Source organism: Halococcus sp. AFM35 (assembly GCF_051195015.1).
Classification (GTDB): domain Archaea; phylum Halobacteriota; class Halobacteria; order Halobacteriales; family Halococcaceae; genus Halococcus.
On sequence record NZ_JBNTJU010000004.1, the window covers coordinates 104,798 to 129,653 of the forward strand.

General features: G+C 63.0%; 21 protein-coding genes and 2 pseudogenes. 8 read left to right on the top strand and 15 right to left on the bottom strand.

The annotated features are described in order from the left end of the window. Positions 1 to 114 precede the first annotated feature (114 nt). Both ACQUQO_RS04670 and ACQUQO_RS04675 read left to right on the top strand, forming a co-directional pair. On the top strand, positions 115 to 759 hold the full coding sequence (locus tag ACQUQO_RS04670; protein ID WP_435076793.1) for a hypothetical protein: 645 nt from the start codon (positions 115 to 117) through the stop codon (positions 757 to 759). Between the two features lie 7 nt (positions 760 to 766). Continuing rightward, entirely contained in the window at positions 767 to 1,165 is a 399-nt protein-coding gene (locus tag ACQUQO_RS04675) for a hypothetical protein (protein WP_435076795.1), read from the top strand. 42 nt (positions 1,166 to 1,207) lie between these two features. Here the strand turns inward: ACQUQO_RS04675 and ACQUQO_RS04680 are convergent, their stop codons facing one another. Continuing rightward, the gene (locus tag ACQUQO_RS04680) at positions 1,208 to 1,510 is read right to left on the bottom strand and encodes a DUF7521 family protein (RefSeq protein WP_435076796.1); all 303 of its coding nucleotides are present in this window, start codon (positions 1,508 to 1,510) and stop codon (positions 1,208 to 1,210) included. Between the two features lie 41 nt (positions 1,511 to 1,551). After that, complete coding sequence (locus tag ACQUQO_RS04685; protein ID WP_435076797.1) at positions 1,552 to 1,929, bottom strand: ArsR/SmtB family transcription factor; 378 nt, start codon at positions 1,927 to 1,929, stop codon at positions 1,552 to 1,554. A 169-nt stretch (positions 1,930 to 2,098) separates the two neighbouring features. Here ACQUQO_RS04685 and ACQUQO_RS04690 point away from each other — a divergent pair, with 169 nt between their 5' ends. Both ACQUQO_RS04690 and ACQUQO_RS04695 read left to right on the top strand, forming a co-directional pair. Continuing rightward, the gene (locus tag ACQUQO_RS04690) at positions 2,099 to 3,052 is read left to right on the top strand and encodes a sugar kinase (RefSeq protein WP_435076798.1); all 954 of its coding nucleotides are present in this window, start codon (positions 2,099 to 2,101) and stop codon (positions 3,050 to 3,052) included. Positions 3,053 to 3,165: 113 nt separating this feature from the next. Continuing rightward, positions 3,166 to 6,210: a hypothetical protein gene (locus tag ACQUQO_RS04695; RefSeq protein ID WP_435076799.1), complete on the top strand. Its 3,045-nt coding sequence runs from the start codon at positions 3,166 to 3,168 to the stop codon at positions 6,208 to 6,210. Between the two features lie 68 nt (positions 6,211 to 6,278). On the opposite strand, the gene ACQUQO_RS04700 is transcribed toward ACQUQO_RS04695, so the two are convergent. After that, on the bottom strand, positions 6,279 to 7,226 hold the full coding sequence (locus tag ACQUQO_RS04700; protein ID WP_435076800.1) for a glycosyltransferase family 2 protein: 948 nt from the start codon (positions 7,224 to 7,226) through the stop codon (positions 6,279 to 6,281). A gap of 45 nt (positions 7,227 to 7,271) precedes the next feature. After that, positions 7,272 to 8,681, bottom strand: coding sequence for an oligosaccharide flippase family protein (locus ACQUQO_RS04705; RefSeq protein WP_435076801.1), 1,410 nt, complete (start codon positions 8,679 to 8,681; stop codon positions 7,272 to 7,274). Between the two features lie 153 nt (positions 8,682 to 8,834). Here ACQUQO_RS04705 and ACQUQO_RS04710 point away from each other — a divergent pair, with 153 nt between their 5' ends. Further along, a complete protein-coding gene (locus ACQUQO_RS04710; RefSeq protein WP_435076802.1) occupies positions 8,835 to 9,923 on the top strand; it encodes a glycosyltransferase family 4 protein in 1,089 nt (362 codons plus the stop codon). Here the strand turns inward: ACQUQO_RS04710 and ACQUQO_RS04715 are convergent. The 3 genes from ACQUQO_RS04715 to ACQUQO_RS04725 form a co-directional block, all read right to left on the bottom strand. Next, positions 9,920 to 10,897 (bottom strand): hypothetical protein, encoded by a 978-nt coding sequence (locus ACQUQO_RS04715; protein ID WP_435076803.1) that lies wholly within the window; start codon positions 10,895 to 10,897, stop codon positions 9,920 to 9,922. The two genes, ACQUQO_RS04710 and ACQUQO_RS04715, sit on opposite strands and share 4 nt — an antisense overlap. A gap of 66 nt (positions 10,898 to 10,963) precedes the next feature. Then, on the bottom strand, positions 10,964 to 11,806 hold the full coding sequence (locus ACQUQO_RS04720; RefSeq protein ID WP_435076804.1) for a sulfatase-like hydrolase/transferase: 843 nt from the start codon (positions 11,804 to 11,806) through the stop codon (positions 10,964 to 10,966). A 151-nt stretch (positions 11,807 to 11,957) separates the two neighbouring features. Continuing rightward, positions 11,958 to 12,806, bottom strand: a complete 849-nt coding sequence (locus ACQUQO_RS04725; protein WP_435076805.1) for a TrmB family transcriptional regulator — start codon at positions 12,804 to 12,806, stop codon at positions 11,958 to 11,960. A gap of 244 nt (positions 12,807 to 13,050) precedes the next feature. On the opposite strand from ACQUQO_RS04725, the gene aglJ reads away from it, so the two are divergent. After that, entirely contained in the window at positions 13,051 to 14,100 is a 1,050-nt protein-coding gene (gene aglJ / locus ACQUQO_RS04730; protein ID WP_435076806.1) for an S-layer glycoprotein N-glycosyltransferase AglJ, read from the top strand. On the opposite strand, the gene ACQUQO_RS04735 is transcribed toward aglJ, so the two are convergent. From ACQUQO_RS04735 to rdfA, 5 genes and pseudogenes are all read right to left on the bottom strand, one after another. After that, complete coding sequence (locus tag ACQUQO_RS04735; RefSeq protein WP_435076890.1) at positions 14,097 to 14,417, bottom strand: hypothetical protein; 321 nt, start codon at positions 14,415 to 14,417, stop codon at positions 14,097 to 14,099. The genes aglJ and ACQUQO_RS04735 overlap by 4 nt on opposite strands. 39 nt (positions 14,418 to 14,456) lie before the next feature. Continuing rightward, a pseudogene (locus ACQUQO_RS04740) lies at positions 14,457 to 14,704 on the bottom strand (heavy metal translocating P-type ATPase); the annotation flags it as partial. An 816-nt stretch (positions 14,705 to 15,520) separates the two neighbouring features. Continuing rightward, positions 15,521 to 17,473, bottom strand: a complete 1,953-nt coding sequence (locus ACQUQO_RS04745; protein ID WP_435076807.1) for an archaea-specific SMC-related protein — start codon at positions 17,471 to 17,473, stop codon at positions 15,521 to 15,523. A 417-nt stretch (positions 17,474 to 17,890) separates the two neighbouring features. Further along, positions 17,891 to 18,352: pseudogene (locus tag ACQUQO_RS04750) on the bottom strand (IS630 family transposase); the annotation flags it as partial. A gap of 215 nt (positions 18,353 to 18,567) precedes the next feature. After that, complete coding sequence (rdfA, locus tag ACQUQO_RS04755; protein ID WP_435076808.1) at positions 18,568 to 19,212, bottom strand: rod-determining factor RdfA; 645 nt, start codon at positions 19,210 to 19,212, stop codon at positions 18,568 to 18,570. A 297-nt stretch (positions 19,213 to 19,509) separates the two neighbouring features. Between rdfA and ACQUQO_RS04760 the strand changes: the two genes are divergently transcribed. Then, the gene (locus ACQUQO_RS04760) at positions 19,510 to 20,286 is read left to right on the top strand and encodes an IclR family transcriptional regulator (RefSeq protein WP_435076809.1); all 777 of its coding nucleotides are present in this window, start codon (positions 19,510 to 19,512) and stop codon (positions 20,284 to 20,286) included. 168 nt (positions 20,287 to 20,454) lie between these two features. Here ACQUQO_RS04760 and ACQUQO_RS04765 read toward each other — a convergent pair whose 3' ends face one another. The 3 genes from ACQUQO_RS04765 to ACQUQO_RS04775 all read right to left on the bottom strand — a co-directional run bounded on the left by ACQUQO_RS04765 (position 20,455) and on the right by ACQUQO_RS04775 (position 23,767). Continuing rightward, on the bottom strand, positions 20,455 to 21,792 hold the full coding sequence (locus tag ACQUQO_RS04765) for a glycerate kinase type-2 family protein (RefSeq protein WP_435076810.1): 1,338 nt from the start codon (positions 21,790 to 21,792) through the stop codon (positions 20,455 to 20,457). Between the two features lie 25 nt (positions 21,793 to 21,817). Beyond that, complete coding sequence (locus ACQUQO_RS04770) at positions 21,818 to 22,012, bottom strand: DUF7501 family protein (RefSeq protein ID WP_435076811.1); 195 nt, start codon at positions 22,010 to 22,012, stop codon at positions 21,818 to 21,820. 156 nt (positions 22,013 to 22,168) lie between these two features. Beyond that, positions 22,169 to 23,767 carry a thiamine pyrophosphate-requiring protein gene (locus tag ACQUQO_RS04775; RefSeq protein WP_435076812.1) on the bottom strand — a complete coding sequence of 533 codons (1,599 nt, stop codon included), beginning with the start codon at positions 23,765 to 23,767 and terminating at the stop codon, positions 22,169 to 22,171. Between the two features lie 146 nt (positions 23,768 to 23,913). Here ACQUQO_RS04775 and ddh point away from each other — a divergent pair, with 146 nt between their 5' ends. Then, entirely contained in the window at positions 23,914 to 24,852 is a 939-nt protein-coding gene (gene ddh / locus ACQUQO_RS04780) for a D-2-hydroxyacid dehydrogenase (protein WP_435076813.1), read from the top strand. The last annotated feature ends 4 nt before the right edge of the window (positions 24,853 to 24,856 follow it).

Genomic DNA, 24,856 nt, shown 5'->3' on the forward strand with positions numbered 1-24,856 from the left:
CGAGCCAGTCGGTCGGGGCCGTCCGCCGAACAGGCGGCAATTGTTGTGGGCGTTTTCACGACCTGAAGCCGCTCTCGGGCGTTGAATACCGTCGCGCTCCCAGCGACGATTGCAATGGAACGACGAAAGTTCATCAGGTCGACGGGCGCAGTCGGCGCAACGGCGGTCGGTCTGGCGATGGCCGGCTGTCTCGGTGGCGAATCGAGTGGAGCAGGTGACGGACAGAACGACACTGACGCAGGCGATGAGTCGATCAACGCCGAGGGAAACAACAGCCGCAACCCCGGCTGGTTCGATATCGACGCGAACGTCCTCGAAGAGAAGGGCGGACAGGAAGCACGAGTAACGAAGTCGTCGCTGTTCAGAACACCCGACGCCTTCGGAGTTCGTTTCACCGTCGTCAACGAAAGCGGTGCACCACTGACCAACCTCACGGTCAACGCCCGGTTGCGTGATTCTAACGACCAGGTCTTGAACGCTTACTCGACGTCAATCGCCGAGCAGGAGTCGATAGACGACCTCGGGACGAACGAGCGTTGGAGCGGGGACATCGTCTTCGACAACACCGAACCGACCGTGTTCATCAACGACGTTACAAGCTACGACATCTGGGCGAGCGCACAGGCCGAATCGAGCGGCGTGCAGACCTTCACCGGCGAGAACGGCTCCGCCAACGCCACCGGCGGGAACATGACCGGCGACGGCAACATGACTGGCAATACCACCGGCGGCAACATGTCGGGCGGAAACAGCAGCTGACGAGAGCGTGATACTAGCACAACTGGGGACGACCCTCGGCCAAGCGGTGGTGACGTTCATCGCAAGCCTCATCGTCGGCACCGTGGCGACGTACGTTGCGACCAGCACGCTGCTCGACGAATCGGGTATCGTCCACTCGTTCGTCACGGCGCTCATCGCGTCGCTGGTGTGGGTCGGCATCACGTACGTCACCAGCGGAACGTCGTTCGCGCTCGTTCCGTTCGTCGGGCCGATACTCGCGCTCGTCGCGTACGTCGTGGTCATCGACCTGCGCTATCCCGGAACGCTCGTCCGCGCGACCGGGATTTCGGTGCTCACGTGGGGAATCGATTTCGTCATCCTGTACGTGCTGGCGCTGCTCGGCGTCAGTTCGTTCGCACTCATCGGCGTCCCGCCCGGTATCTGACCGGGCACCCGTGGACGGTTTCACGACCGGCAGACTCTCCCATCAATACCGGACGAGCGAATACAGGAGTGTACCGATACCGACGATGACGAACGTCAGCTCGATTAGTTGCAGCCGGAGTATCTCGATTCCGGTGAGGAAAAACGGGCGTTTGATGCCGATTTCATAGATGGATTCGACGAGAACTCCTGACGTGATAAGCGCAAACCCGACAACGGCAGCCAGCAGCGACCGTGTCCGCTTGCGCCAGTAGGCGAGCAACCCGATGGTCGTCAGCGCGCCACCTGCCAGCAACACGACGACACTGAGGGCAACGAAGCCCACGAACTCCGGCGAGTTCGCCATATCACGGTGGCGGCCCGCTCGGTGAAAACGATAGCGGTAGGTTAGCCGTGCAGGTCGAGTTCGAGGTCATGCCAGAGATTGCCGAAGCGGTCGACGATGTCGCCGCCGTGCTTGACGTCGGTGTGGATGGAGCCTTCGGCGATGACGATGCGGATGCGTTCGACGTTCGTCTCGAACGTTCGGTAATGGTTGCCGTCCTCGGTTGGCTGCATCTCGGCGTCGAGAAAACCGACGGCGGTGAGTTCGTCGACGCGGCGATAGACCGTCGGGGGCGAAACTCCACAGTCGTCGGCCAATTCCTGTGCGGACACGGGTTTCCGGCTGGCGGCGGCGAGAATCCGCTGTGTGTGCTCGTCCGCGAGCACGTCAAAGGCGACTTCGGTCTCCGAGGGGTCGGCATCACTCGTGCTCGCTTTCATGTCCATCCCAAGAGGGTGAGTGACGATACGGAGGACGGTCCGGTGTTTTAGCGTTCGGCCTTCATTGGCAGGTTCCACGACCAACCGAAACCACGACGGTCTTCCGGTTCGAGGTGGCAACCATGACCACGATGGCGACGCTTCGAGACGAGTTTCGGGACCGGAACCCATGACGCCGGACGTGCTCACGCTCGGCGAAACGATGGTGCTGTTCACGCCCGAGCAGTCGGGACCGATGAAACACCAGCAGACGTATAAAAAGAGCCTCGGCGGTGCCGAGAGCAACGTCGCCATCGCCCTCTCGCGGCTCGACCACGACGTGGGCTGGCACAGCAAACTCGGCGCGGACCCTCATGGCGAGTATATCAACTCCTTCGTCCGTGGCGAGGGCGTCGATACCTCGACGGTGGAAGTCATCGAGAGCGCACCGACGGGTGTGATGTTCAAAGAACGGCGCGCGCTCGGCGAGAGCTCGGTCTACTACCATCGACACGGCTCGGCCGCGAACACGATGACGCCCGCCGACCTTCCCGACGATGCCATCGCGGAGGCCGAATATCTCCATCTCACAGGTATCACGCCCGCGCTGAGCGAGTCCTGCCGGGAGAGCACGTTTGCGGCCATCGAGCGCGCACACGAAGCCGATACGACTGTGTCGTTCGACCCGAACATCCGCCACAAACTCTGGGAGAGCGAAGGGGAGATGCGCCGAACGCTGCTCGCACTCGTCGAGGGGAGCGACATCGTCTTCCCCGGAATCGAGGAGGGCCGGGCGCTGTTCGACGCCGACGCGCCCGAGGATATCGCCGCGGCGTGTCGCGCACGCGGGGCCGCCGTCGCGGTCGTCAAACTCGGTGCGGAGGGTGCGCTTGTCGACGACGGCGAGCGGACTCACGTTCCCGGCTACGAGGTCGAGCGCGTCGTCGACCCCATCGGTGCGGGCGATGGATTCGCTGCCGGTTTCCTCGACGGTCGGCTTCGTGGTGCGGGAGCGGTCGAGGCCACGAGGCGGGCCAACGCCGTCGGTGCGTTCGCCACGACGGTGACCGGCGACGTCGAGGGCCTGCCCACCGAGCGCGAACTCGACGTGTTCCTCGGCGAGCGCGAGGCACTGCGGCGATAGCACCGTCGAAGCCGTCGAGAGCGTATCGACCGTCACCGCTCGCTAGTGATGTGTACCCATGACTATGGGAAATATTTATGTGGGTAACCTTCGCGGTCTATCACCGTGGTTGAATGCAACGAAAAACACTGATTCTCGTAGCGTTGATGGTGCTGTCCGTTGCGGTGGTGGGCGTCGGCGCGGCGGCCGCCGCGCCGACCGATTCGGTGCAGGATACATCACCGCTACAGCAAGCGAACGCAACGAACGCGACCGACGACCGGACCGCCGAGGCTCCACGCCCCGCGAGCCAGCGGGCGGGTGAACCGCCGTATCCGGTCGACGTGCCGCCGAACCAGCTCAAAAACGAGACGATAACTTCCTCAGAGGTGCCAGACGTCGCCGCCAGCGGGGCCTACGGCGCACAGGCGACGCGGAAGGCGGCCGGCGACCCGAAGCGCGCGGGGGACCCGGTGTACGAACCGCGCGGTCCGGTCCGGCAATGGCCCTCCTCGGACTACGCCGGCCGGAGCGGTCCCTACAACAATTCGAGCGTCTACTTCAAGGACTACCGGCTTCGGGTGGTCGGCCCGAACATCGAAATATGGGTCGCACAGGACCTCTCGTTCCCGGGTGATGACCGAAGCGACGAGAACGCATCCATCTCGATAAGCGAGAACCAACTGCTGTATCTCGCCGACGAGTACAGCAACAACATCTATCCGAAGGAGACCGAACTCTGGCGCAAACCCGTCCCCCAGAACGGTACCGACTCGCCGCTGTACGGGCCGGACGGTAAGGAGGGAGTGCTCCCCGACGATTACTACAAATCGGCCGACAACAAGAGCAGAACCGTGCTGCTGGTCGACAACATTCGCGACCAGAACTACTACGACTCGGACTATCCGACCTACGTGGCCGGGCTGTTCTCGCCGACCATCGGGCAGTACACCGACCGCAACACGATTCTGGTCGATGCGTCCGACTGGGACGAGCGACTCGGTACGCCGAGCGACCCGTGGCGTGAGGGTGGCTCCACCGAAAAGTACGGCATCGAGGGTACCCTCGCCCACGAATACCAGCACTTGCTCCACAGCTACGCCGACCCCGACGAGACGAGTTGGATAAACGAGGGTCTCTCCGATTTGACCGAGAAACTCGTCGGCTACGGTACCCCTGAAAGCCATATCAGTACCTACGAGAACTATCCCTCGAACTCGCTCATCGAATGGAACGACCAAGTCGATACCGTCGGGCCGATAACGGGACTGGCCGACTACGGTGCGGCAGCGCTCTTCCAGATGTACGGCCGCCAGCAGTTCGGCGAGGAGTTCACCAAGAGCGTCTTCAGCGACGACGCAAACGGCATCGAGAGCGTGCGCAACGCCCTCGACGAATCGAACGCCGACCGGAACTTCTACGACACCTATCAGGACTTCTCGGCGGCGCTGCTGGCCGACGGACGTGACACGAAGGCCAAGTATCAGATAGAGGACGTCGACCTCGACGTGGACACGAGCAAATCGGTTCCCTACACCAGCCGGAACGTCACGGCGGCCTACGGGAACGCCTACAACCCGCTCGGTACCGGTGATACGCCGGAGTCGCTCAACGCCTCGGGCATCGACTTTCCCGGAACGCCGTGGGTGACGACCGAGGACCCGACCGACGGCTCCGACGAGCAGGTGCTCTGGAGCACGAAGGGTAACAACCTCGACAACAGCGCCATCTTCGAGGCCAACCTCACGAACACGGACTCGCCGACGCTCGAATTCGATACCTACTACGACATCGAATCGGGCTGGGACTATGCGTTTGTGCAGGTCTCGACCGACGGCGGCGAGACGTGGGCAAGCCTCGAAAACGGGAACACGTCGAGCTACACCGCCAGTCCGGCGGTCGACAGCACCGTCAAGAAGAACCTGCCCGGGTTCACCAACGAGAGCAACGGCTGGGTCACCGAGGAGTTCGACCTCTCGAAATACTCGGGGCAGGAAGTGCTGATATCGCTGCGATACGTGACCGACGGCGCGGCCGTCCAGCCGGGCTTTTACGCCCGTGACATCTCCGTGTCGGGTACCGATATCAGTTACTCCGGCGAGAGCACGGAGCCATTCAAAAGCCTCCGGGAAGCGCGAGAGAACTACATACGCTATCAGTTCTCGACGGTCGGTCTCGACGGCGACACGGCAGAAGTCGAACAGTACGGCCCGGAAACGTTCGAGAACAACGGCAGCACGTCGCTGTCGCCGCTTCCGGAGGGTGAGTTCAACGAGACGATCTTCACCGCGACGTGGGCACCCGAAGAGCAAGACCGGGGAACGGTTCCCTACGGCTACGAGGTCAATCCACAGCAAGCGGGTGGAGCGGACGGCAAAAACACCGTGACAATCGTCGGTCAGGGCGACCGTTCGGAGTACACCTTCTCGGTGACCGACGACCTCAGCAAGTCCACGGCCAACGACGCGAACATCAACACCGACGACGACATCCGTCGTGGCTACGTCGCTAACGGTGAAGTCGGCATCAGCGCCGACAGCTACACGTTCTCCGGAACGCTGGAGACCATCAAGGTCAGTGGTGACGCCGAGGTCTACCTCAACGGTGAACGGGTGAGCGATGACAAGATCGATGCCATGCGGGACAACGTCATCGAGATCGCTGGGACGGGCGACGTCGCCAGCTACGACTTCGCGGCGACCAACGGTAACGAGCGAATTCAGAAAGTCACGGCCAACAACGCCAACCTCAACGCCAACGACGAGGTCTGGCGGACGACCGGCAATGGTCAGGTCGGCATCTCGAAGGACGCCTACGGCTTCAACGGCGTCATCGACAGTCTCGAAGTCGACGGCGACGCGAACGTCTACGTCAACGGCCGCGAGGTCGATCCTGACAACGAGCAGGACAACATGATCACCATCGTTGGGACCGGCGATGCGGCCAGCTACGAGTTCACGACGAGCTCGACCGCGCTGGCACCCAGCAACGCCAACTACGCCAATACCAACGGTAACGACGTGATCAGCGGCGATACCAAGACCGGCGTGGTCGGTATCTCCGCCGACTCCAACGACTACAGCGGCGACATCACCAGCTTCAGTTCCTCTGGAGCTGACATCCAGGTCTACGTCGACGGCGAGCAAGTCGACCAAGACGACGTCGCCAGCGAAGCCTAAGGCCCCCCATCGCGGTCTTTCTTTGAAGCGGTTGGCTACTCCCCCATGGACGGTCTCATCCGAATGGGCTATCGACGGTACTCTTGCAGCCATTCGAGCAGTTCCAGCAGTCGCGCGTGGCCGGTCGGTGCGTGCGCGAGCACGAGCAACGCGAGCGCACGCGGGTCGCGCTCGCCGGCCGCGACCGCCCGGCGGAGTTCGCGCCGCGCATTCCTGTGGTTGCCGGCCCGCAGCAGCCGCTTGCCGTACTTGTACTGTGCCTTTCGTTCGAGCGCGTCGCGGTGGGCCGCGACAGCGGGCAGTCGGTCGGCGAGGTTCGCAATCACCCTCAGCTCGGTCTCGTACATCAGTTCGAGGTCGGAACTCAGCGACCCCTCCCGACGGGTATAGCACGCGAGCGGTGCGGCCACGCGGGCGGGTCGGTAGCGGGCGAACAACCGCGCCCAGAGATGGCGGTCCTCGGCCACCGGCAGGTGCTCGTCGAAGCGCTCGGCCCGGAAGCATTCCCGACGAGCGAGCACGGTCGGCATCGGTACGCCACCCTCGTAGAGGAAGTCGATGTGATGGGTTTCGGGATTTTCGACGGGCAGTGCGGACTGGCGACGTTTTTCCTCATCCTCGACGAGATAGACGTCCGAATACACGACATCCGCGCCGGCCGTGATGGCTGCGAGTTGTCGTTCGAGCTTCTCGGGGAGCCAGCGGTCGTCGGCGTCGAGGAAGGCGACCAGTTCGCCGGTTGCGGCGTCGAGACCACGGTTGCGCGCCGCGGCGAGGCCCTGTGGCTCCTGAAAGAGGTAGGTGAAGCCATCGACGCAGGTGGCGAGGTCGCGGAGCCACGGCACGCCGGAGCTATCGACGACGACGAGTTCGATGTTGCCGTGGGTCTGGGCGGCGATGGATTCGAGCGCCGGGCTGAGATACTCGCTGTCGTCGTAGGTCGGCACGACGACCGACACCAACGGGCCATCGCCCTGCTGGAGCGGATCGGGCAGCGAGACCTCGGGCTCCGCCATCGCCGATGGTGGGCGGGCTACTCGTTTGAAGGTTCGGAGTTTCGGCTACGGAAGCACGCCGGTAGGAAGGTTGTCCCGAACGACCGACCGGAATCGCGTCGAAAGCACGGAGAGCACCGCGAAGTAGGCCGCGCCGCCGACCGGCACGAGGACGAGTGCCGTCACCTCGCCCGTGCCCAACACCGACTGGCCGGCGTAGACGAGCACACCCATCACCCCGGCGGCGACACATTGTTTGCCGATTTCTCCGACCGGGAGCGCGACCGGCATCTGTATCGAGAGCGCACGATAACCCAGCAGAAGACCGACGACCGCCGAGAGCGTGGTCGCGGCCGCAGCCCCGAGCAGGCCGAACTCGGCGATGAGCGCGACGTTGAGCACGAGGTTCGTGGCGATGAACGCGACGCTGACCCGGAAGGCGGCGTCCGGTCGGTCGATGGCATTGAGAACGTTCACGAACTGTGATTCGTAGGCGTAGACGAGGCGGGCGACCACGAGAACCACCAGCACGACGTACCCGCTCGTGAGACCGTAGATGGCGAGCACCGACCGGCCAACCGCGAGTGCGCCGACCAATCCGGGAATCACGAATAGGCCGGTGTACGCGAGCGCGTCGTTCGTGAGCGACGCAACGGACTCGCGGTCGTCGCCGGTGCTGAGCGCGCTCACCGCCGGGAACAGCGATTGGGAGATGGCGACCCCGAACACCGCGAGCACGGAGGCGAGGTTCCACGCGACCTCGTAGACGCCGATGGGTCCCTTGGCGACGAAAAACCCGAGCACGATGGTGTCCATCGACGAAAAGGCCCGCGACTCGACGCCGGTGAGCCACGAGTAGCCCGCGAAGCCGGTCAGCCGCTCGAAGTGCTCGCGGTCGGGCATCGAGGGGCGCACCGTGACGAACGCAAGCCCGACGACCCCGGCGACGACCGCGGCGGCGGCGTAGCTCCAGACCAGTCCGAGTAGGCCGAACCCAAGCGCGGCGGCGGCGATTTGGAGGACGCTCCTGAGCGTGCGGTCGACAGGTTGCAGCATCGACGCGATGTGGACGCGGTGTTCGCCTTCGAGCGTCCCGGTAATGAGGGCGTAGCAAAACGACACGAACAGCACCCCGACGAGCGGTATGCTCGCCGCGAACCCGATGTAGGCGTTGATGTAGTCCCGAAACAGCAGAATCAGGGCGGCGAGGACGACGAAGACGAGCGCCTGCACCGCCAGTCCCGCCGAGAGGTAGCCGCCATCCCGGCTCGATTCGCTGAGGCGTTTGATGAGCGCCATCCGAATCCCGTTGTTGCCGATGATCTTCAGCCAGACGAGCACCGCCATGAACACAGCGTAGGTCCCGAACACCGACTCTCCGAGGAAGCGAGTGATGTACACCGTCACCGCGAAGCCAGCGATGGAGACGACGAGCTGCGAGACGAAGGTGATGGCCGAGGTCTGACCGAGCCGCATCGTCTATTCCGCTACCGCCCGGAGGATTGAACCCATCGGTCTCCGTACGAGTTACTCTCTGATTACATCACAAAATAATACTCTCTACCGTGTTATGGCATTACCGAGTCGTATAGGAACAGTTTCGGTGGTTGAGCGAGTCGTCAGCGACAAATGAGAGTACTCTTTATTCCATATGGTGGTCCAACGGGAAATCCATACCAGCGTCGATTGGCCACTGAACTCGAACGACTCGGTATCGCCGTTGATACAGAACAGTATAGTGCTCCGCTTGGATTACCGACGCTCATCCGCGCAGTGCGTCGTTCGTATGATATTATCCATCTTCATTTTCCAGCCCATTTTTTGCTCTCGGATAACCGGCCGCTGAGTGTATTGAAAACAGGATTGTTCTTCTCGTTTCTTGGGTTCGCACGGACACGCGGGTGCCGAATAGTCTGGACGGTTCACGATTTGTTCGAACACGCCAATCGTGACCCTGACTTCGAACGTCGGTCCAAGCGTTTCCTGACGAAACGACTCTGCGATGCGCTACTGGTTCACTTTCCGTCAGCGACTGATGCCGTCATCGAGGCGTATGACCTTCCCCGCGTATACGCCGAACAAGTCGCGGTCATACCGCATGGACACTACATTGAGGAGTACCAGAATGCAGTCTCTCGGAAGACAGCACGAGAGCGATTCGGCTTCTCAAATGAAACCGTATTTCTGTTCTTTGGACTAATTCGTCCGTACAAACGAATTCCGTCACTAATTCGAGCGTTTTCAGAAATCAACGATTCTGATGCTTGTCTGGTCATTGCTGGCAACCCACAAACAGATATGCTTCGAGAAACAGTCCAGCAGACTGCGTGTGAGGACGACCGCGTTCGACTTCAACTCGGTTTCGTGCCTGACGACGAAATACAGTATCTCATGAATGCGGCCGACGCTGTTGTCCTCCCGTTCGAGGACGTTTTCACATCAGGAAGTGCGATTTTAGCGATGTCGTTCGGCCGAGCGGTTGTCGCTCCTCGGATTGGTGGTATTGAGGAAACAGTCACCGAAGCGAACAAACCACTGCTATACGATACGCCTTCAGAAGCGAACGATAGCCTATCGGCCGCACTCGAACGAGCGCTTGACGCTGATTTGATGGAAATCGGCGACGCGAACGTCACAACTATCGCGGACAACGACTGGCAGAGCATTGCCGAACAGACTCTTATGGTGTACAAACGGTGCGGTGCGACCACTGACTAGACATAGCCGAGCGCCGCCAGTCGTTCGTTGATATCCTGTTCGTCCGCCGTCGATGTCGACTGCACGGTTCCGGTCGTGATTTCCGGTCGGTCGTCGCCCGTGAGGACGGCCCACGGTACCTCGATGAGTCCCGGAGTACGAAGACCGGGCGGGTGGCCGTATTCGCGGAGCGGCACGGGCCAGAGGCGCTCGCCGAGCAGGTTGCCGTGGTCCGATGTGACGACGACGCGCTCGTCCGCGAAGCCATCGACCAACCGCTCGACCTCCTCCAGCACATACTCCAGGTTCGCCCGATAGCCGCGCCAGACCGCTTCCCGTTCGACCAGTCCTTTCCCGAGCGCGCCCCAGACGCTGCTCGCACGGTCGTCGCCGGCGAGTTCGACGCCGACCTCGTGGAACATCTCGAACGACGAGAAATGGAGGTCCGGAAACCCCACAAATGGATAGTGGGGTTGCATGTAGTGAACCACGAGTCGTTTCCGTGGATGCTGCTCGCGTGCCTTCAGTGCGTCGTCGGTGACCTGCGGGGCGGCGATAGTGTTCAGTTCGGCGTCCACGCCGTCGCGCCACGACTCGGTGAGGTGATGGAACACGTCAGGTTTGAGCATCGACACCATCGGATTCCCCGCGACATAGACGGTATCGCCGTAGGTTTTCGGAAAGGTGGTCCGGAGCCACTCGCCGGTCTGGCTGGCGCGCGAGCGCACTCGACGGTAGGAATCGTACGGGCCGCCCCGGTCGGCACCCACGCCGAGGACTTCCTCGAAGAGGTCCGCCCGACAGCCGTCGAGCACGATGAAGACATCCCAGTCGGCGTCGAGAACGTCGATGCCCGGACGCACTGCATCCGCGAATCGGCGCTGTACCGGCCCGTTGATGCGGTGGACCAATCGGGAACGCCACCACTCGGGGTCGTCGGCGTTGGCCGCGAGTTCGCGTGCGGCGTAGCCGACCTTCCCGCCGATTCCGCTCATGGATAGCTCGATGCAACCCCCGGTATAGTGTGTTGTGGCTCGTCGTCGCACCGACTCCGTTCGCACTCAGGCGTACCCGAGCGCCTCCAAGCGGTCGGCTACAACGTCGGCATCTCGCTCTTCGCTCGCCGATTGTGGTTCCTCGGCGACTATCTCGCGCCGGGTTTCATCATCGAGCACCAACCACGGGACCTCGGTGAGTCCGTCGGTGTAGAGGTGGGGATAGTGGTCGTAGCCCTTGATTGGAATCGGCCAAATCCGCTCGCCGAGGAGTTCGCCGTGGTCGGCCGTTATCACCGTCTTTCCGTCGAGTTCGTCGAGCAACTGCTCGACGTGCTCCAAGACGAACCGCAGGTTCTCACGATACGCCTCCCGGAGGTCCTCGTCCGTGAGGTCGCCGTAGCGTGTCCGGAGGTCCGACCAGACGTCACCGGCGAACGCCCGATTGTATTCGAGTGACGAACCGAAACGACCGATGTAGGGGACGTGTGGCTGCATGAAATGGGCGACGAGTCGCTTGTTCGGATGGTCCGTCGCGGCCTGCTCGGTGGCTGCGGCGACGGTCTCCGGGCGAACCGTACCGCCCTTTTCGTCCCACTCGTCACCGTACAGTGGAACCACGTCGTGGAACGTCTTCGGGGGAACTTCTTCCGCATACGGGTTTCCCGTCACGTAGACGGTATCGTGTAGTTCGCGCCCGATGAAACACTCCTGCAGATAGCTCAAGCTGTTGGTTGCTGGCGAGGTGACGCGCGTTAAATCGCCGTCGAGCCAGTTTTCGTCCACGAAGTAATCGTATCGACACGCATCGAGGATGAGGAGGTTGTCCCAGTCTCGCTCCATCACGTCGATTCCCTCGTGCGGGACGAACTCGCCGTGGAAACATCGATTCGCGCGCAGCGATAGCATATGCAGTTCACGACCGAGCAAGAACGGATGTCTGAGAGCCTTCAGTAAATCCGATGCGCTATATCTCACGATGGGTACAAACCACATCGGTGTGGTATAGTTCCTGTGAATCGCATGGTTCGCCGCCACACCGGTGGCCGCCAGTTTCGGGCTACGTGGCCGGATACTCGGCGACGCTTTCGTGTTCCCAGATGAGGTCGAAATAGCGCTTCAGCCCCGCGACGAACGAGCCGTTCTCGGTGAGTGCGGCCTGTCGCATCGACAGCGGGACGTCCTTCTCCTCGACGAGGACGATGGCCCGTCCGGTCTCGTAGTCCATGCTCGGGTCGGCGAGCGTGCCCCGCCACGGGAGTTTTTCGGTGCTGAATCGCAGCCCCACGGCCGGATACTCGCCCTCGATTCGCTCGACGATGTCGGCCTGAATCGCGGCGTTGTCCCCATCGAGATGGTCGGGGTGAAGCATGAGTAGGCGGATGTCGATGTCGTGTTCGATGGCGTCGGCGAGCGCTGGCGCGACGGTGTCGAGGTACTCGAAGCTCTTGGTGATGATGCGCAGCTGCTCGTCGGCCTCGTGGTAGAGCCGTCGGGTCTCGCTCTCGCTCGGCTCGCCGACGTCGACGACCGAGAACAGCTCCTCGGTGGGGGTGACGTCCTCGCCGGCGCGCTCGTAGCGCGGGCCGAACTCATCCAGAAACGCCGCACGACGTTCGTCGAGGTCCGCACGAAACCCCTCGTAGTCCTGTCGGCGGTTCTCGACGGCGCGGTCGAGGATGGTTTCGGGCGAACGGGGCTGGTAGCGTTTGGGCCGCTCGGGAATCACCTCCACGAACCCGCGATCGGCGAGTGCGTCGAGCACGCCGTAGACGCGCGCCTTCGGAATCCCCGTGCTCTCGGCGAGCGTCGGCGCGGTCGTCCGTCCCAATGTAAAGAGTTCGGTCAGCGCGCGCTCCTCGTACTCGGTGAGACCCAGCCTGTCGAGGGTTCCCGTGGGGTCGCTCATACCGACCCTCCGGCGGGCGGGGTTGTAAACGCGCCGTCGGAGAAAGGTATTTACGACCGCGCCACAATCAGTGACTCGGAGAGCGAGTAACTATGGAATCCGACACTGACGACGAGCATCTTGCGGACGTCCCGGACGGCTGTGGCTGTGCGGAGGTCTGGGAGCACCTGAGCGAACGACGCGACGAGGAGTGAGCGCGGCGAGTGCCAAAGCGTTTTGCGCATGGCCCGCCGAGAGCCGTGAAATGGCCGACCGCGGCGACGTCTGTGTGCTGATTCCGACCTACGAGGAGGCCGCGACCATCGGTGGCGTCATCGACGGATTTACCGAGCGCGGCTTTTCGAACGTCCTCGTCGTCGACGGTCACTCGACCGACGATACCCGGGAAATCGCCCGCGACCACGGCGCGCGCGTCATCGAGCAATCCGGCCGCGGGAAGGGTGCCGGCAAGGGCCAAGCCGTCCGCGAGGGTATCGCCCACTCGACGGCTCCCTATGTTCTGATGCTCGACGGCGACGGGACCTATCGCCCGGCCGACGCCGAGGCGCTACTCGACCCTCTATTGAGTGGGGAGGCCGACCACGTCATCGGCGACCGCTACGCCGACATGGCCGACGGCGCGATGACGCGGTTCAACGGGTTCGGCAACGGACTCATCAACCGCGCCTTCCGCATCGTTCACGGCCGCGACGTCGGCGACGTTCTCAGTGGTTATCGTGCGTTCACCCGTGACTCGTTCGAGCGCTGTCATCCGACGGCCGAGGGATTCGGCATCGAGACAGAACTCGCCGTCGAGTGCGTCAAACACGGAATTCCCACGACAGTGGTGCCCATCACCTACCGCGCCCGGCCAGCCGAATCGGAGACGAACCTCCGGCCCGTGCGCGACGGCGCGCGCATCCTGCTCACGCTCTATCGGCTCGCCAAGACCAACAACCCGCTGTTCTATTTCGGCAGCGCCGGCGCGCTCTCGGGAGTCGTCGGCGCGCTGCTGGCCGCGTACGTCCTCGCCGAGTGGTTACTACGGGGAATCTCTCACGAAGTGGTCGCGGTCGCGGCGGCCTTCGCGGTCATCGTCGGCGTCCAGTTGGTGATGTTCGGCGTGCTCTCGGACATGATTCTCGCCATCAACCGTGAACAGACGCGCCGGTTCGAGAGCCTCGTCGGGAGCGCCGAGCGACCGAACGCCGGTGTGTACGGCCCTCAGAACGACGACGCGCGAAGCGCCGACGCCCGGCCGGACGGTCGAGAGCGCGTCGAGCGGGTGAGCGGTCGGTCCGGCGAGCGCGATTAGAACAGCGACCGAAGCCGTCCCAGCAGTCCAACGGAGGCCGAGCGGCGGTGTTTCTCGAAGACTGGATGGAGCGCGTCGAGCAGTTCCTCCTCGGAGTCGAACCGTTCCTGTCCCGTGCGTTCGAGCGCCGTCGAGAGCGCCAACCCGTTGCCGGCCGGGTCGCAGGGAATCTCGGGGTCGTCGAGTGTACGAACCAGCGTCGCCGAATCGATTGGGTAGGAGACGCCGGCGCGGTCGAGGTGCTCGGCAAGCGCGGCGATGCCGAACGCGAGGCTCTCCGGCTCGTCGGCGTCGTCCTGTGGCGGTCGGACACCCATGCCCGGACGTGGCGACCGAGCGATGAAAACCCTGCGACCGTCGCCGAGGGGGTGTTCACTGCGCTTTTCGAGGCCGCGAGCACAGCGGAGTACGTCCTCCTCGGTGTTCTCGTTGAGTGCACCTCTCGTGAGCGTGCTGGCCCTGTCGAAGGCGACGGCGTCGACCGTCCCATCGTTTCGAGGTGATTGCCACCCTTGATGAGGACGCCGTTTTTCGCGGCGCTCGTGATGCCCGAGACGACCGACACCGGTGTCGAATCGACGAACGCGCACGGACAGGCGAGCAGGGGCATGACCGCTGACGAACCACGCACGCCTCACCCATCGGCAGCGGCGGGACGAGCGCCGTGGGATTGCGAACCCGACGACAATCGGCGGGCGGTCGAACCCCACTGCTTCGGTCGAGTCAGTGATACCGTTCAGAACGGCGGGAAGTACCCGGTGTCGAATCGACTACTGAATAGAAATAATTGTATTTTCATACCTTTCTCCATAGCTGGGATATGCGCCGGGGCGGGTCTGGAGAACCCGCAAACTCCTCTCGTTGTAGCCCCGACTGCGAAAGTAATGAAGGACTGATACTCTCGCGTGTGTACGGATTCCGTCCGCATCGAACCTCGGGCGAGTGGAGAACTCGCGTATGGGACTTACTCGTGGCCCGACTGATTCGAGCAGCGGCCAACCGACGGGGAATCGGGCGATTCCTGCCAGCGTGGTCTCGGAGTCAACGCCTCGCAGCGCGACTAGCTGTTCGGTAACCGTGATAGCCACCGGCCGAACTGAGGTGCGGCGCAGCGAAGCATTCATCCGGGATTGCTCGAATCGCTTGAAACGAGATGTGATGTCGCCGACTCGTTTTGGATACGTCCATCAGCTACTCGATGAACGCCGTCAGCACTGGGAAGCCATTGACGCTCGCCCCTCTAAAGAATAGATGAAATGACAATTCGCATACCGAATCTCCGTGCTGCTTCGGCGACGCTCAACCCATAACTCACTCTTAAATAACTGAGTAGTGGGGTATGAAAAATACAAATATTTATATTGATATCGCTTCGGTTCGGTGGGCCGAGGTGGAGATGCGACGGGGCAGTCGACGAGGGTCAGATCTCGGTCACGCGCTCGTAGTCATCGTCGAGCGCGGCAGCATCCTCTGGCAGCAGTGCGACCGCGAGATAGTCGGCGTATTCGGCGAAGTACTCGACGAGCGTGGCGATGCGTTCGGAGTCGACCGCCTCAAGGGAGTCCAAGAGCATCACCGGCACGGTTTCGTGGAGGTCGTGCACCAGGTAGCCCGCGAGCGCGAACACCAATCCCGTGACCTCGCGTTCGCTTTCGGAGAGGTGGTCGATGGTGTCCTCGTAGGCCGTCCCTGACTGGGTGGTGCGCACGACGTGCAGCTCGAAGACGCTTTTGTCGACCGTCCGGCGACCCTCGCGCACGGTCTCTTCGGTGCGTTCGATCCAGATGCGTTCGATGTTCCCGTAGTCGAGCAGCCCCAGAACGGTCTCCATATGGCCGTTGAACTCCTCGATGGCTTCGGTTTCGATGCGCTCGATGCGCGTGCGGCGGTCTTCGAGGTCGCGTTGAATCTCGCCGCGTCGGTCTTCGAGTTCGTCGCGCTCTTCGAGTCGCTCTTCGATGTCGGCGATTTCCTCGGCGACCTCCTCGCGGTCGCTTTCGAGCCGACCGAGTTCGAATTCGAGCTGGTTGGCTTCCTTGTGCAGGTCGAGCAGTTCGGTGTACTCGTCGCTTTCGCGCTGTTCGACGTCGGCTTCGAGCTCCTCGATTGCGTCGGTCAGCGCGTCGCGCTCGTCGGCGAGGTTCTCGAGGGTGGCTTCGTGGTCGTCGAGTTCGTCCTCGATCCGGTCGAGTCGGCGTTCGAGTTGCTCGCGCTGCTGTTGTTTCTCCTCAAGCGCGTTCCGTTCGGCGACGAGGTCGTCGAGTTCCTCACGGACGGCGTTGACCTCGCTGAGCGTTTCCTGGCGGAGGTCGCGCAGGCGGTCGAGCGTGGCTTCGATCTGGTCGGTGTCGACGTCGCTCCCACACGTCCAGCACGTGACGGTTTCGTCGGCGACCAACTGGTCGGTCACCGAGCCGTCCGACTCGTCTCGGGTCTCGCCGAGACCATCGAGACGGCCGAGTTCCTCGCCGTCGAGCATGTCCTCGTTGAACCCGATGATGCTCTGGAGTTCGGAGAGTTCGCTTTCGAGGTCACTTTCGCGCTCGCGGAGCCGTTCGATGTCGTGATCGAGTTCGTTCCGTTCGCCGGCGGGCGCGTCGGGAAGCTCGTCGTAGTCGGCTTCGAGGTCGGCGCGTTCGTCGCGGAGAGCGGCGACGCTCTCCTCGTGGGTGTCGATACTGTAACGGACGTCGTCGAGGTCCGAGCGCGTCCGACGAAGTTCGTCGAGCGTGTCTTCGAGTTCGGCTTTTTCCTCGCGGGTTTCGTCAACGTCGCGGTCGGCGGCGTCGAGTTCGGCCTCTTTCTCTTCGAGTTCGTCACGTTTGTCGGCAATCTGGGAATCGAGGCGTTTGCGTTCGGCTTCGAGGTCGGGGAGGTCGCCTTCGAGCGCGTCGAGGTCGTCGAGTCGGTCGTCGAGTCGCCGGCGTTCGTCCTCCAGCTCGCCGATTTCGGCGCGGATGGCGTCGGTGTCGATGGGTCGCATGATGAGGTCGCGGAGGTCCTCGCCGCGGGCGACCGCGCGCCGGGCGTCGTTGGATTCGAGGAGAAATGCAAACAGGTCGGCGACGGTGGCGTCGTCGAGATAGGGGTCGCCGCTAGTGGCGATGGTGCCGTTCTCGCGCGTGAGCGTGCGCGTATAGGTGCTGTCGCCGATGGTGAGTTCGACGCGTCCCTCGTCGGCGTCACCTTTGAGCGAGACGCTATCGCTACCGAGTGCGGCCATCACCGCCTGAAGCAGCGACGTGCGATTGGTGGCGTTGCGACCCGCGAGGACGGTGACACCCGGCGAGACTTCGGTCTCTGTTCGGTCGATACCGCCGATGTTCGCGACGTGAATCCGGATGTCCTCCCGAACGAGCTCTTCAGTTCCCATTACACCTCGTTTCAGGCCTGCATACAAAAAAGTGACTGCGAACACTCCCTATACGGCGACGCTCCGTCGTCGGCTCTTCGGAATATACGCCACTGGCATGCCACTACCATCCGTCGGTTGACACGGCAGCGGGGCGATTGTCATAGCGAAGAACGTCGGGACGGCTGCCGCCGGCAGGACGAAGTCGCGCTCGCTATATCGAGCGACGCTCTCAACACGAGGGCAGGGCCATCGGCCGTCCACCGAGGTATTGCTGGCTGCGATGTCCGCGACATCGTGTTGCCTAACGCGATGGCGGATCGTCGATGCGTGAGCCACAGCAAAGATAATCCCGAAAGTGTGAAATCGTTCTCCATCACGGCCAACGGCGGTTCAGCTGTCAGACGGGACGTCCCCATCGACGACCCATCTCCCGCGTTCTTGGTGCGTCTCCGGCTGATGTGGACGCTCCATCCATGAGCCTACGTAGGAGAGACCGAGATTCCGGAGGAACGTACCGAGATAGTTCGGATGGTATTCGACGTCGAACTCCTCTTTGAGGAGCCGTCTGATAGCCTCCGACTGCCAGGGTTGGCCGTCACGAAGCAGCTCGACCAGTTCGTCCCGTTCGTCCTCGTCGAGCTTCGGGGGTCTGCCGCCGCCGAAGCTCGGCATGAGTTCGTCGAAGCCGCCTCTGTTCCAGGCTCTCGCCCAGCGTGTTCCGGTTGCCGGCGAGCGCCCTTCCCGGCCGGCAGCTTCCGAAATCGTGTCTCCCTGATAGAGGTTCTTGACGAAGCCGATCCGTCGAAGACGACGGTCGTTTTCGGTCTCCCGGAGCAGCTCGTCGATCTCCGCTTCCGGGAGATGCCGTTCGATTTCCGTTCTGCGCGAGCGGTCCATCTATCGATGCTCGTACCCCGTCTTTCAAAAGTTTTCGTCCCCGTCGGCGCGATTACGGTCGACGAGACCGCGACTCGGAGCCGGAACGGGACCGTCCGCCACGACCGACGCCGACTCGAAGCCGCTTTTCGGCATATGACGGCGGGCCGGCTATCGGCGAAGTCGCGAACGAGCTTCCCGGGGCATATGACAAGTGTACTGGTGTCATAGCAGATTCAGGGAGATTTCTGTGGACACCGGCAGGCCCCCCGTTCCAGTAACTCGGTCGCTTGGTATTGAGCTCCACAGTCCTCACAGAGGATGCGAACGTCTATCAGCACGTTGAACTCGCCGAGCGCGAGCCGGTCGGTGTTCCGCAGTCGTTCGATTTTGCTTTCGATGATGGTCGTCATCCGTCGCTTGAGTCGCTGGACGTTCGTGGTCTCCGTTTCGACCGGGTCGCCGTCGGACGAGGAGTGGCTCACGTCCCGGTATTTCGTCAGGTAGGTGTGGATGGCTTGCCGCGAGACGAACTCCGCCGTGAGCCGCTCGACGTCGATGCCGTGCTGTTCGAGACGGTTCGTGGCCTGGACGGCGGCACCACTGCTCACGCTGTCGTCGGTCAACAGCCGGTAGATGTTCGCTGGCTCCCCATCGAGCGTGGTCATTGACCCATCCCGCAATGTCTGTGCGAGCAGCTTCCGATTGAAATGGTCCGCGAGCTCCCGGAGACTCATCCGCTCGGTCCCCTCTCCCGTCCAGTGTTCGACGAGTTCATCGCCCAGACCGTCGAGACCGCGTCGACGAATCACTTTCGCGACCTTGCTGTTCGAGCCGGGGTTTGTTCCACCGTCGCTGTCGGATTCGTTCGGTTCGGCCATCGGAAACGTTACAGCGGCTACTGATAAAAACACTCCGTTCGCACGGACCCGTCCGGCAGCCGTATTCGCCTTCGACCACCGAAATCGACGCGGTAGCTCGGAGAGAGCGAATCGTATTTCATATTTCGAAACGATATTCCAGTACACACGAACAGGAACCCACCGCTGGTAGTACGTTTGTGCCGATTCCGAGACACTGGACTCGTGGAACGACGCTTTCCGTGTCCACGCTGGCCGTTCGACCCACTCCCTGGGAAAGAACAATTGTTTTACGTTGCGACGTGCATGTTCTGTAATATGGAATCATCAGGGTTGAAGGACGAAACGGCCGTGAAGACGACGACGAAATCACTCAGAATCGTCGAGTTCCTCCACGAGCACAACGGGGCCGGTATCACGGAGATCGCAAACCAGTTGGAGCTATCGAAGAGTACCGTCTACAAGCACCTCAGGACGCTCGAAGCGGAGCGGTACGTGCTCAAAGGTGACGGCGATGTCTACTACGTCGGACTGCGATTTCTCGGTCTCGGGGTGGGTGCCCGACGACAGCGACGGATCTACGAAACGGCGAAGCCGGAGATCCAGCGGCTGGCCGAGGAGTCCGGCGAGATGGCGAACCTGCTGGTCGAAGAGCACGGTCGTGGCGTCTTCCTGTACAGGGCCGACAGTAGCCGCGCGGTGAACCTCGATACGCACGCCGGTCGGGAGGTCTACCTCCACACGACGGCGATGGGCAAAGCGATCCTCGCCTGTCTTCCGGAACGGCGGGTCTCGGCAATCATCGACCGCCATGGTCTCCCGAAGATGACCGAGCACACGATAACCGACCGAGAAGTCCTGTTCGAGGACCTCGACGCCATCGCCGAACAGGGCTGGGCGGTCGACCGGGAGGAGCGGCTACAGGGACTCTGCTGTGTTGCGACGGCGATCACGGACCCGAACGGCACGCCTCTCGGTGCCATCAGCGTCTCCGGTCCGCGGAGCCGGCTGAAGGACGAAACGCTCGAAGACGAACTGCCGGAACTCCTCCTCGACACGCAAAACGTCATCGAACTCAACGTCGCCTACGAATAGCACGTTCCGGAGCACTCCTCCCGGATATCGACGGCGGTTCGAAACACGAAGCCACTCGCTCGTCGCCCTCATGATGAATCGCACGAATGATGATCAGGTGAACATCGCGTCTTGACTGCACAATCGACGGTTCGCTGCAAAGAACGGTATCCGAGCGACCATCGTGGTCTACGGCGAGTCAGTATCGTCGACCACCAGTACGCGCAGGTCGTTGACGTTCGTGCCCGTCTTTCCGGTCTCGATTACCGCGTTTCTCTCGACGAGGTACGGAGAGACGTCGTTCGTCGCCAGCGCCGTCCGTGCCTGCCGACGGTTGTCGAGGGTCTCCCGGTCGGCGAGTGCGCCCGCGACGTCGCTCGCACCGTCCTTTCCGTCCGTGTCGACGCTGGCGACGACCACGCCCGCCGATTCGACGGTCAGCGCACCGCTGAGGACGAACTCCTGATTGGGACCGCCGGTCCCGTCTCCCCGTAGCGTCACCGTCGTCTCGCCGCCCGACAGAAACACCGCCGGCGGCGAAACGGGGTTGGCGCTCGCACGCGCTTCCTCGGCGATAGCGGCGTGGGTCTTCGCCGCCTCACGCGCTTCACCCTCGATTCGGGAGGAGAGGATGACCGGCGTGTAGCCTCGCTCTTCGGCGACGGTCCGTGCTGCCGCCAGCGCGGTGAACCCGTTGGCGAGCACGTGCAGCCGGGCCTGCTCGAACACCGAATCGCCGGCAGCAGGGGTTTCGGGTCGCTCGCCCGCAACACCCTCTTCGAGATGTGCTTCGACCGCGGTCGAGGGCTGTATGTCGTATCGTTCGAGAACGGCGAGCGCGTCGGCGTACGTCGATTCGTCCGGGACGGTCGGCCCGCTGGCGATGACGCTGGGGTCGTCGCCGACGACGTCGCTGACGAGGAGGCTGTGAACGGTCGCCGGCGCTGCCGCTGCGGCGAGTTGCCCACCCTTGATGGCCGAGAGGTGTTTCCGCACGGCGTTGATCTCGTGAATCGTCGCCCCGCTCGAAAGCAGGTCGTCGGTCAGGGACTGCAGTTCCGCGAGGCTGACCCCATCGACGGGAGCCGGCAACAGCGCACTGCCACCTCCCGAAATCAGACACAGTACGAGCGTCTCCCCGGTCGCCCCGTCGGCGAGCGAGAGCACGCGCCGCGCGCCCTCCTCGCCGGCCTCGTTCGGCGTCGGGTGCGAGCCTTCGACGACCCTGATGCGACTCGTCTCCTGTGGGTCGTTCGTGACGACGACGCCGTCGGTGAGCCACTCGCCCAGCACGTCCTCGATGACGGTCGCCATCTGCGCGGCAGCCTTCCCGCCGCCAACGACAACGACTTCGTCATACCCGTCGAGGTCGACGGTCGCATCGCCGACCGTCAGCTCCCTCCCATCGAGTTCGAGCGCCTCGTTCATCACGCGCGTCGGCTGTGCCGCCTCGATACCCGCCTCGATGCAGTCGAGGGCGGTCTCGTGAGCGCCCGTCTTCGCGAGTCCCTCTCGGTTTCGAATCACGAACACAGTCCCCCAAATACGCGCGCTAGCTGGTCCATTCGCCCTTCATGTCACCAACGATATTGGTTCGCCAGCGCTCGAAGCCCTCATGACACTCCTCGCTTACATCGACGTGTCGGACGAACGCTTCGCCGCCGTTGTCGAGTTCGCATCCACAGAACGGACACCGTTTCGGCCCGCTCCACCGTGGAGACGGAGCGCTTTGGCTGTTGTGCGCCATGTCGTACCGTTCCACCCCCATCTATAAAAATAGTTGGTGGCCGCCGGTTCGTTCCGATGACGGTGAGCGGCGATTCGACCAGCAATTACTACCGACTCGTGAACGACGCCAGCGCTCGAATGACGAACGACCGAATCGGTGAACAGCTCGGCCCGTTCAGAAGATGGACTTGTCGGTCTCTTTGGCGGTGAGGAATTCGAGGAGGACGGGCGTGCCTTCCTCGGTCTTCTGGACACCGCGCTCGATGGCGTCGCCGATCTCGCCGGGCTCCTCGATGCGCTCGCCGTAGCCGCCCATCGATTCGGCGAAGTCGGCGTAGTGGCCCGAGAAGGGCGTGTCGTACGACGCCATCTCGAAGTTGTTGAGCACGACCTCCATGACCGGGATGTCCTCGCGGGCGGCGGTCTCGAAGTCCATGCCGGTCATGCCGATGGCACCGTCGCCCATGATGTGGACACAGGTCTTCTCCGGACGGATGAGCTTCGCGCCCATCATGAGACCGAGCCCGTAACCGAGCTGGGTCGTCTTCCCCCAGCCGACGTAGGAGAGCGGCTCCGTGACCTCGAAGAACGGGGCCATGAAGTCGCGCGCGTTGCCGGCGTCGTGCGTGACGATGGACCCCTCCTTGTCGAGCGCCTTGTCGAATTCGTGGACGACCCGGTAGGGGTTGATGGGCGTCTCGTCGGAGGTGAGTTTCGGCCGCCACTCTTCGAGCCACTCCTCGCGGACCGATTCGATCTCCCGAACGACGTCCTCGCGGCGACCGCGCGGCCCGTCGAGGCGGCTCTCGACGGCGTCGTGAACCGCATCGAGCGTCAGCTTCGCGTCGCCGACGAGCGAGTATTCCGAGGCGACGTCCTTGTCGATGTCGCCCGCGTCGAGCGTCGAGTGGATGACCGTCTTGCCGTCGGGCACGGTGATGCCGTAGGCGGTGTCGGTGAAGCTACACCCGACGCCGAAGATGACGTCACACTCCTGCAGGAAGTGGTGGAGCTGGCCGGGCTCGCTCTTGCTGCCGGCACCGATGGAGAGCGGGTGGTCCTCGGGGAAGGCGCTCTTGCCGTTGAGGCTCGTCGCAACCGGAACTTCGAGCGTCTCCGCGAGCGTCTTGAGCGGCTCCCACGCCTTCGCGTAGTGGACGCCCTGCCCGGCGTAGAGGATCGGATTTTCTGCTTCGAGCAGCACGTCGGCGACCTCCTCGACGCCTGCGGGGTCGGGACCCGAGCGGTTCGCACTCGTCGGCGTGTATTCGAAGTCGGCGACTTCCTCGGAGAAGACGTCCTTCGGGACCTCGACGACGGCCGGCCGCGGTCGCCCGTTCCGTGCCGTGTTGAACGCGCGCCGCATCGTGTCGTCGACGGCGTCGGGGTCGGTCAGTTGTTCGCAGGTCTTGCTCACCGGCTGGTAGGTGAGAAAGGAGTTGAACCGCGGGTCGACGTCGGTATCGGCCTGATCGTAGCCGGCTGGAATCGCAACGAGCGGTGCCGACTCCGTGTACGCCTGCGCGACGCCCCCAACCGAATTCTCCGTGCCGGGACCGTGCTGACAGGCAAAGGCCGCGATGTTCTCGCCCGAGGAGATGCGCCCGATGCCGTCGGCCATGTGCAGCGCGGTGCGCTCCTGCCGTGTGATGATGGTGCGGACGCCCGCCTCCTCCGCCGAGCCGGTGTCGAACAGCGGATTGCTCGGGAATCCGAAAAGATACTCTACGCCTTCCGCTTTCAGCACTTCCGCGATTGATTCATTAACGTTCATGCTAGTCTTCCGTCCGCTCGATGGACATCTACGCAACAACCCGGGGTATTCATAAGTTTATCGCATAGCCGGGTCGTCGCCGTCCTGTCAGCGAACCGTTCCAACAGAGTCAAATGACGCGCTCGCGTTCGCACGGCTGTTCAGCGATGACCGACGACACCGACCTGCAACGGCTCTGCGTTCACGAATCGATCGGCAACAAGATTCCCAAAAAGGGGTTCGTCGAGGCGTTCGACGAGCTCTCGATTCCCGTCGAGCTAGTCGATGACGGCGAGACCTACGACGAGGGTGACGCCGTCGCGTCGTTCAAACCCCGTCCCGAGTTTCTCGATGCCGGTTGGGTACACGTCATCCGCGCGGGCTACGACGCATTCAGTACTGATGAGTACGAGGCGAGCGGCACGCCGCTGACCAACAGCACGGGGATTCACGGAACGACCGTCGGCGAGATCGCCGTCGGCTACATGCTCTCGCTGGCCAGGATGCTTCATATCTACCGCGACCACCAGAACGACACCGACTGGTACGAACCCGACTACCAGCGCCCCTTCACCGTCGAGAACGAGCGCCTCTGTGTCATCGGTCTCGGGACGCTCGGCCAGGGCATCAGCAAGCGCGCGGACGCGCTCGGGATGGACGTCGTCGGCGTCCGTCGCTCCCAGGAATCGGTACCGGGCGTCTCCGAGGTGTACCACCCCGACGACCTCCCCGAAGCCATCGCCGACGCCCGCTTCGTCGCGGTCGCCGTCCCGCACACGCCGGCGACGGAGGACATGATAAGCACCGCCGAACTGGAGGCGATGCGCGAGGATGCATATCTCATCAACGTCGCCCGCGGTCCCATCGTGGACGAGGGGGCGCTGGTCGACGCGCTCGACACGGGGGCGATTGCCGGCGCGGGACTGGACGTCTTCGAGACCGAACCCCTTCCTGAAGAATCGCCGCTGTGGGACTTCGAGGAGGTCATCATCTCGCCCCACCGCGGGTCGGCGACGAACCGCTACCACCTCGACATCGCCGAACTGGTCGCCGAGAACGTCCGCCGGTATCAGGCCGGCGAGTCGCTGAAGAACCGCGTCGCCTGAACCG

What these genes read in the sequence shown, in the direction of transcription:
- ACQUQO_RS04770 (WP_435076811.1), bottom strand. Translation starts at nt 22,012, where the DNA reads ATGGCGCACAACAGCCAAAGCGCTCCGTCTCCACGGTGGAGCGGGCCG.
- ACQUQO_RS04685 (WP_435076797.1), bottom strand. Translation starts at nt 1,929, where the DNA reads ATGAAAGCGAGCACGAGTGATGCCGACCCCTCGGAGACCGAAGTCGCC.
- ACQUQO_RS04715 (WP_435076803.1), bottom strand. Translation starts at nt 10,897, where the DNA reads ATGAGCGGAATCGGCGGGAAGGTCGGCTACGCCGCACGCGAACTCGCG.
- ACQUQO_RS04670 (WP_435076793.1), top strand. Translation starts at nt 115, where the DNA reads ATGGAACGACGAAAGTTCATCAGGTCGACGGGCGCAGTCGGCGCAACG.
- ACQUQO_RS04700 (WP_435076800.1), bottom strand. Translation starts at nt 7,226, where the DNA reads ATGGCGGAGCCCGAGGTCTCGCTGCCCGATCCGCTCCAGCAGGGCGAT.
- ACQUQO_RS04760 (WP_435076809.1), top strand. Translation starts at nt 19,510, where the DNA reads ATGGAATCATCAGGGTTGAAGGACGAAACGGCCGTGAAGACGACGACG.
- rdfA (WP_435076808.1), bottom strand. Translation starts at nt 19,212, where the DNA reads ATGGCCGAACCGAACGAATCCGACAGCGACGGTGGAACAAACCCCGGC.
- ddh (WP_435076813.1), top strand. Translation starts at nt 23,914, where the DNA reads ATGACCGACGACACCGACCTGCAACGGCTCTGCGTTCACGAATCGATC.
- ACQUQO_RS04710 (WP_435076802.1), top strand. Translation starts at nt 8,835, where the DNA reads ATGAGAGTACTCTTTATTCCATATGGTGGTCCAACGGGAAATCCATAC.
- aglJ (WP_435076806.1), top strand. Translation starts at nt 13,051, where the DNA reads ATGGCCGACCGCGGCGACGTCTGTGTGCTGATTCCGACCTACGAGGAG.
- ACQUQO_RS04775 (WP_435076812.1), bottom strand. Translation starts at nt 23,767, where the DNA reads ATGAACGTTAATGAATCAATCGCGGAAGTGCTGAAAGCGGAAGGCGTA.
- ACQUQO_RS04735 (WP_435076890.1), bottom strand. Translation starts at nt 14,417, where the DNA reads ATGGGTGTCCGACCGCCACAGGACGACGCCGACGAGCCGGAGAGCCTC.
- ACQUQO_RS04725 (WP_435076805.1), bottom strand. Translation starts at nt 12,806, where the DNA reads ATGAGCGACCCCACGGGAACCCTCGACAGGCTGGGTCTCACCGAGTAC.
- ACQUQO_RS04680 (WP_435076796.1), bottom strand. Translation starts at nt 1,510, where the DNA reads ATGGCGAACTCGCCGGAGTTCGTGGGCTTCGTTGCCCTCAGTGTCGTC.
- ACQUQO_RS04720 (WP_435076804.1), bottom strand. Translation starts at nt 11,806, where the DNA reads ATGCTATCGCTGCGCGCGAATCGATGTTTCCACGGCGAGTTCGTCCCG.
- ACQUQO_RS04695 (WP_435076799.1), top strand. Translation starts at nt 3,166, where the DNA reads ATGCAACGAAAAACACTGATTCTCGTAGCGTTGATGGTGCTGTCCGTT.
- ACQUQO_RS04745 (WP_435076807.1), bottom strand. Translation starts at nt 17,473, where the DNA reads ATGGGAACTGAAGAGCTCGTTCGGGAGGACATCCGGATTCACGTCGCG.
- ACQUQO_RS04690 (WP_435076798.1), top strand. Translation starts at nt 2,099, where the DNA reads ATGACGCCGGACGTGCTCACGCTCGGCGAAACGATGGTGCTGTTCACG.
- ACQUQO_RS04705 (WP_435076801.1), bottom strand. Translation starts at nt 8,681, where the DNA reads ATGCGGCTCGGTCAGACCTCGGCCATCACCTTCGTCTCGCAGCTCGTC.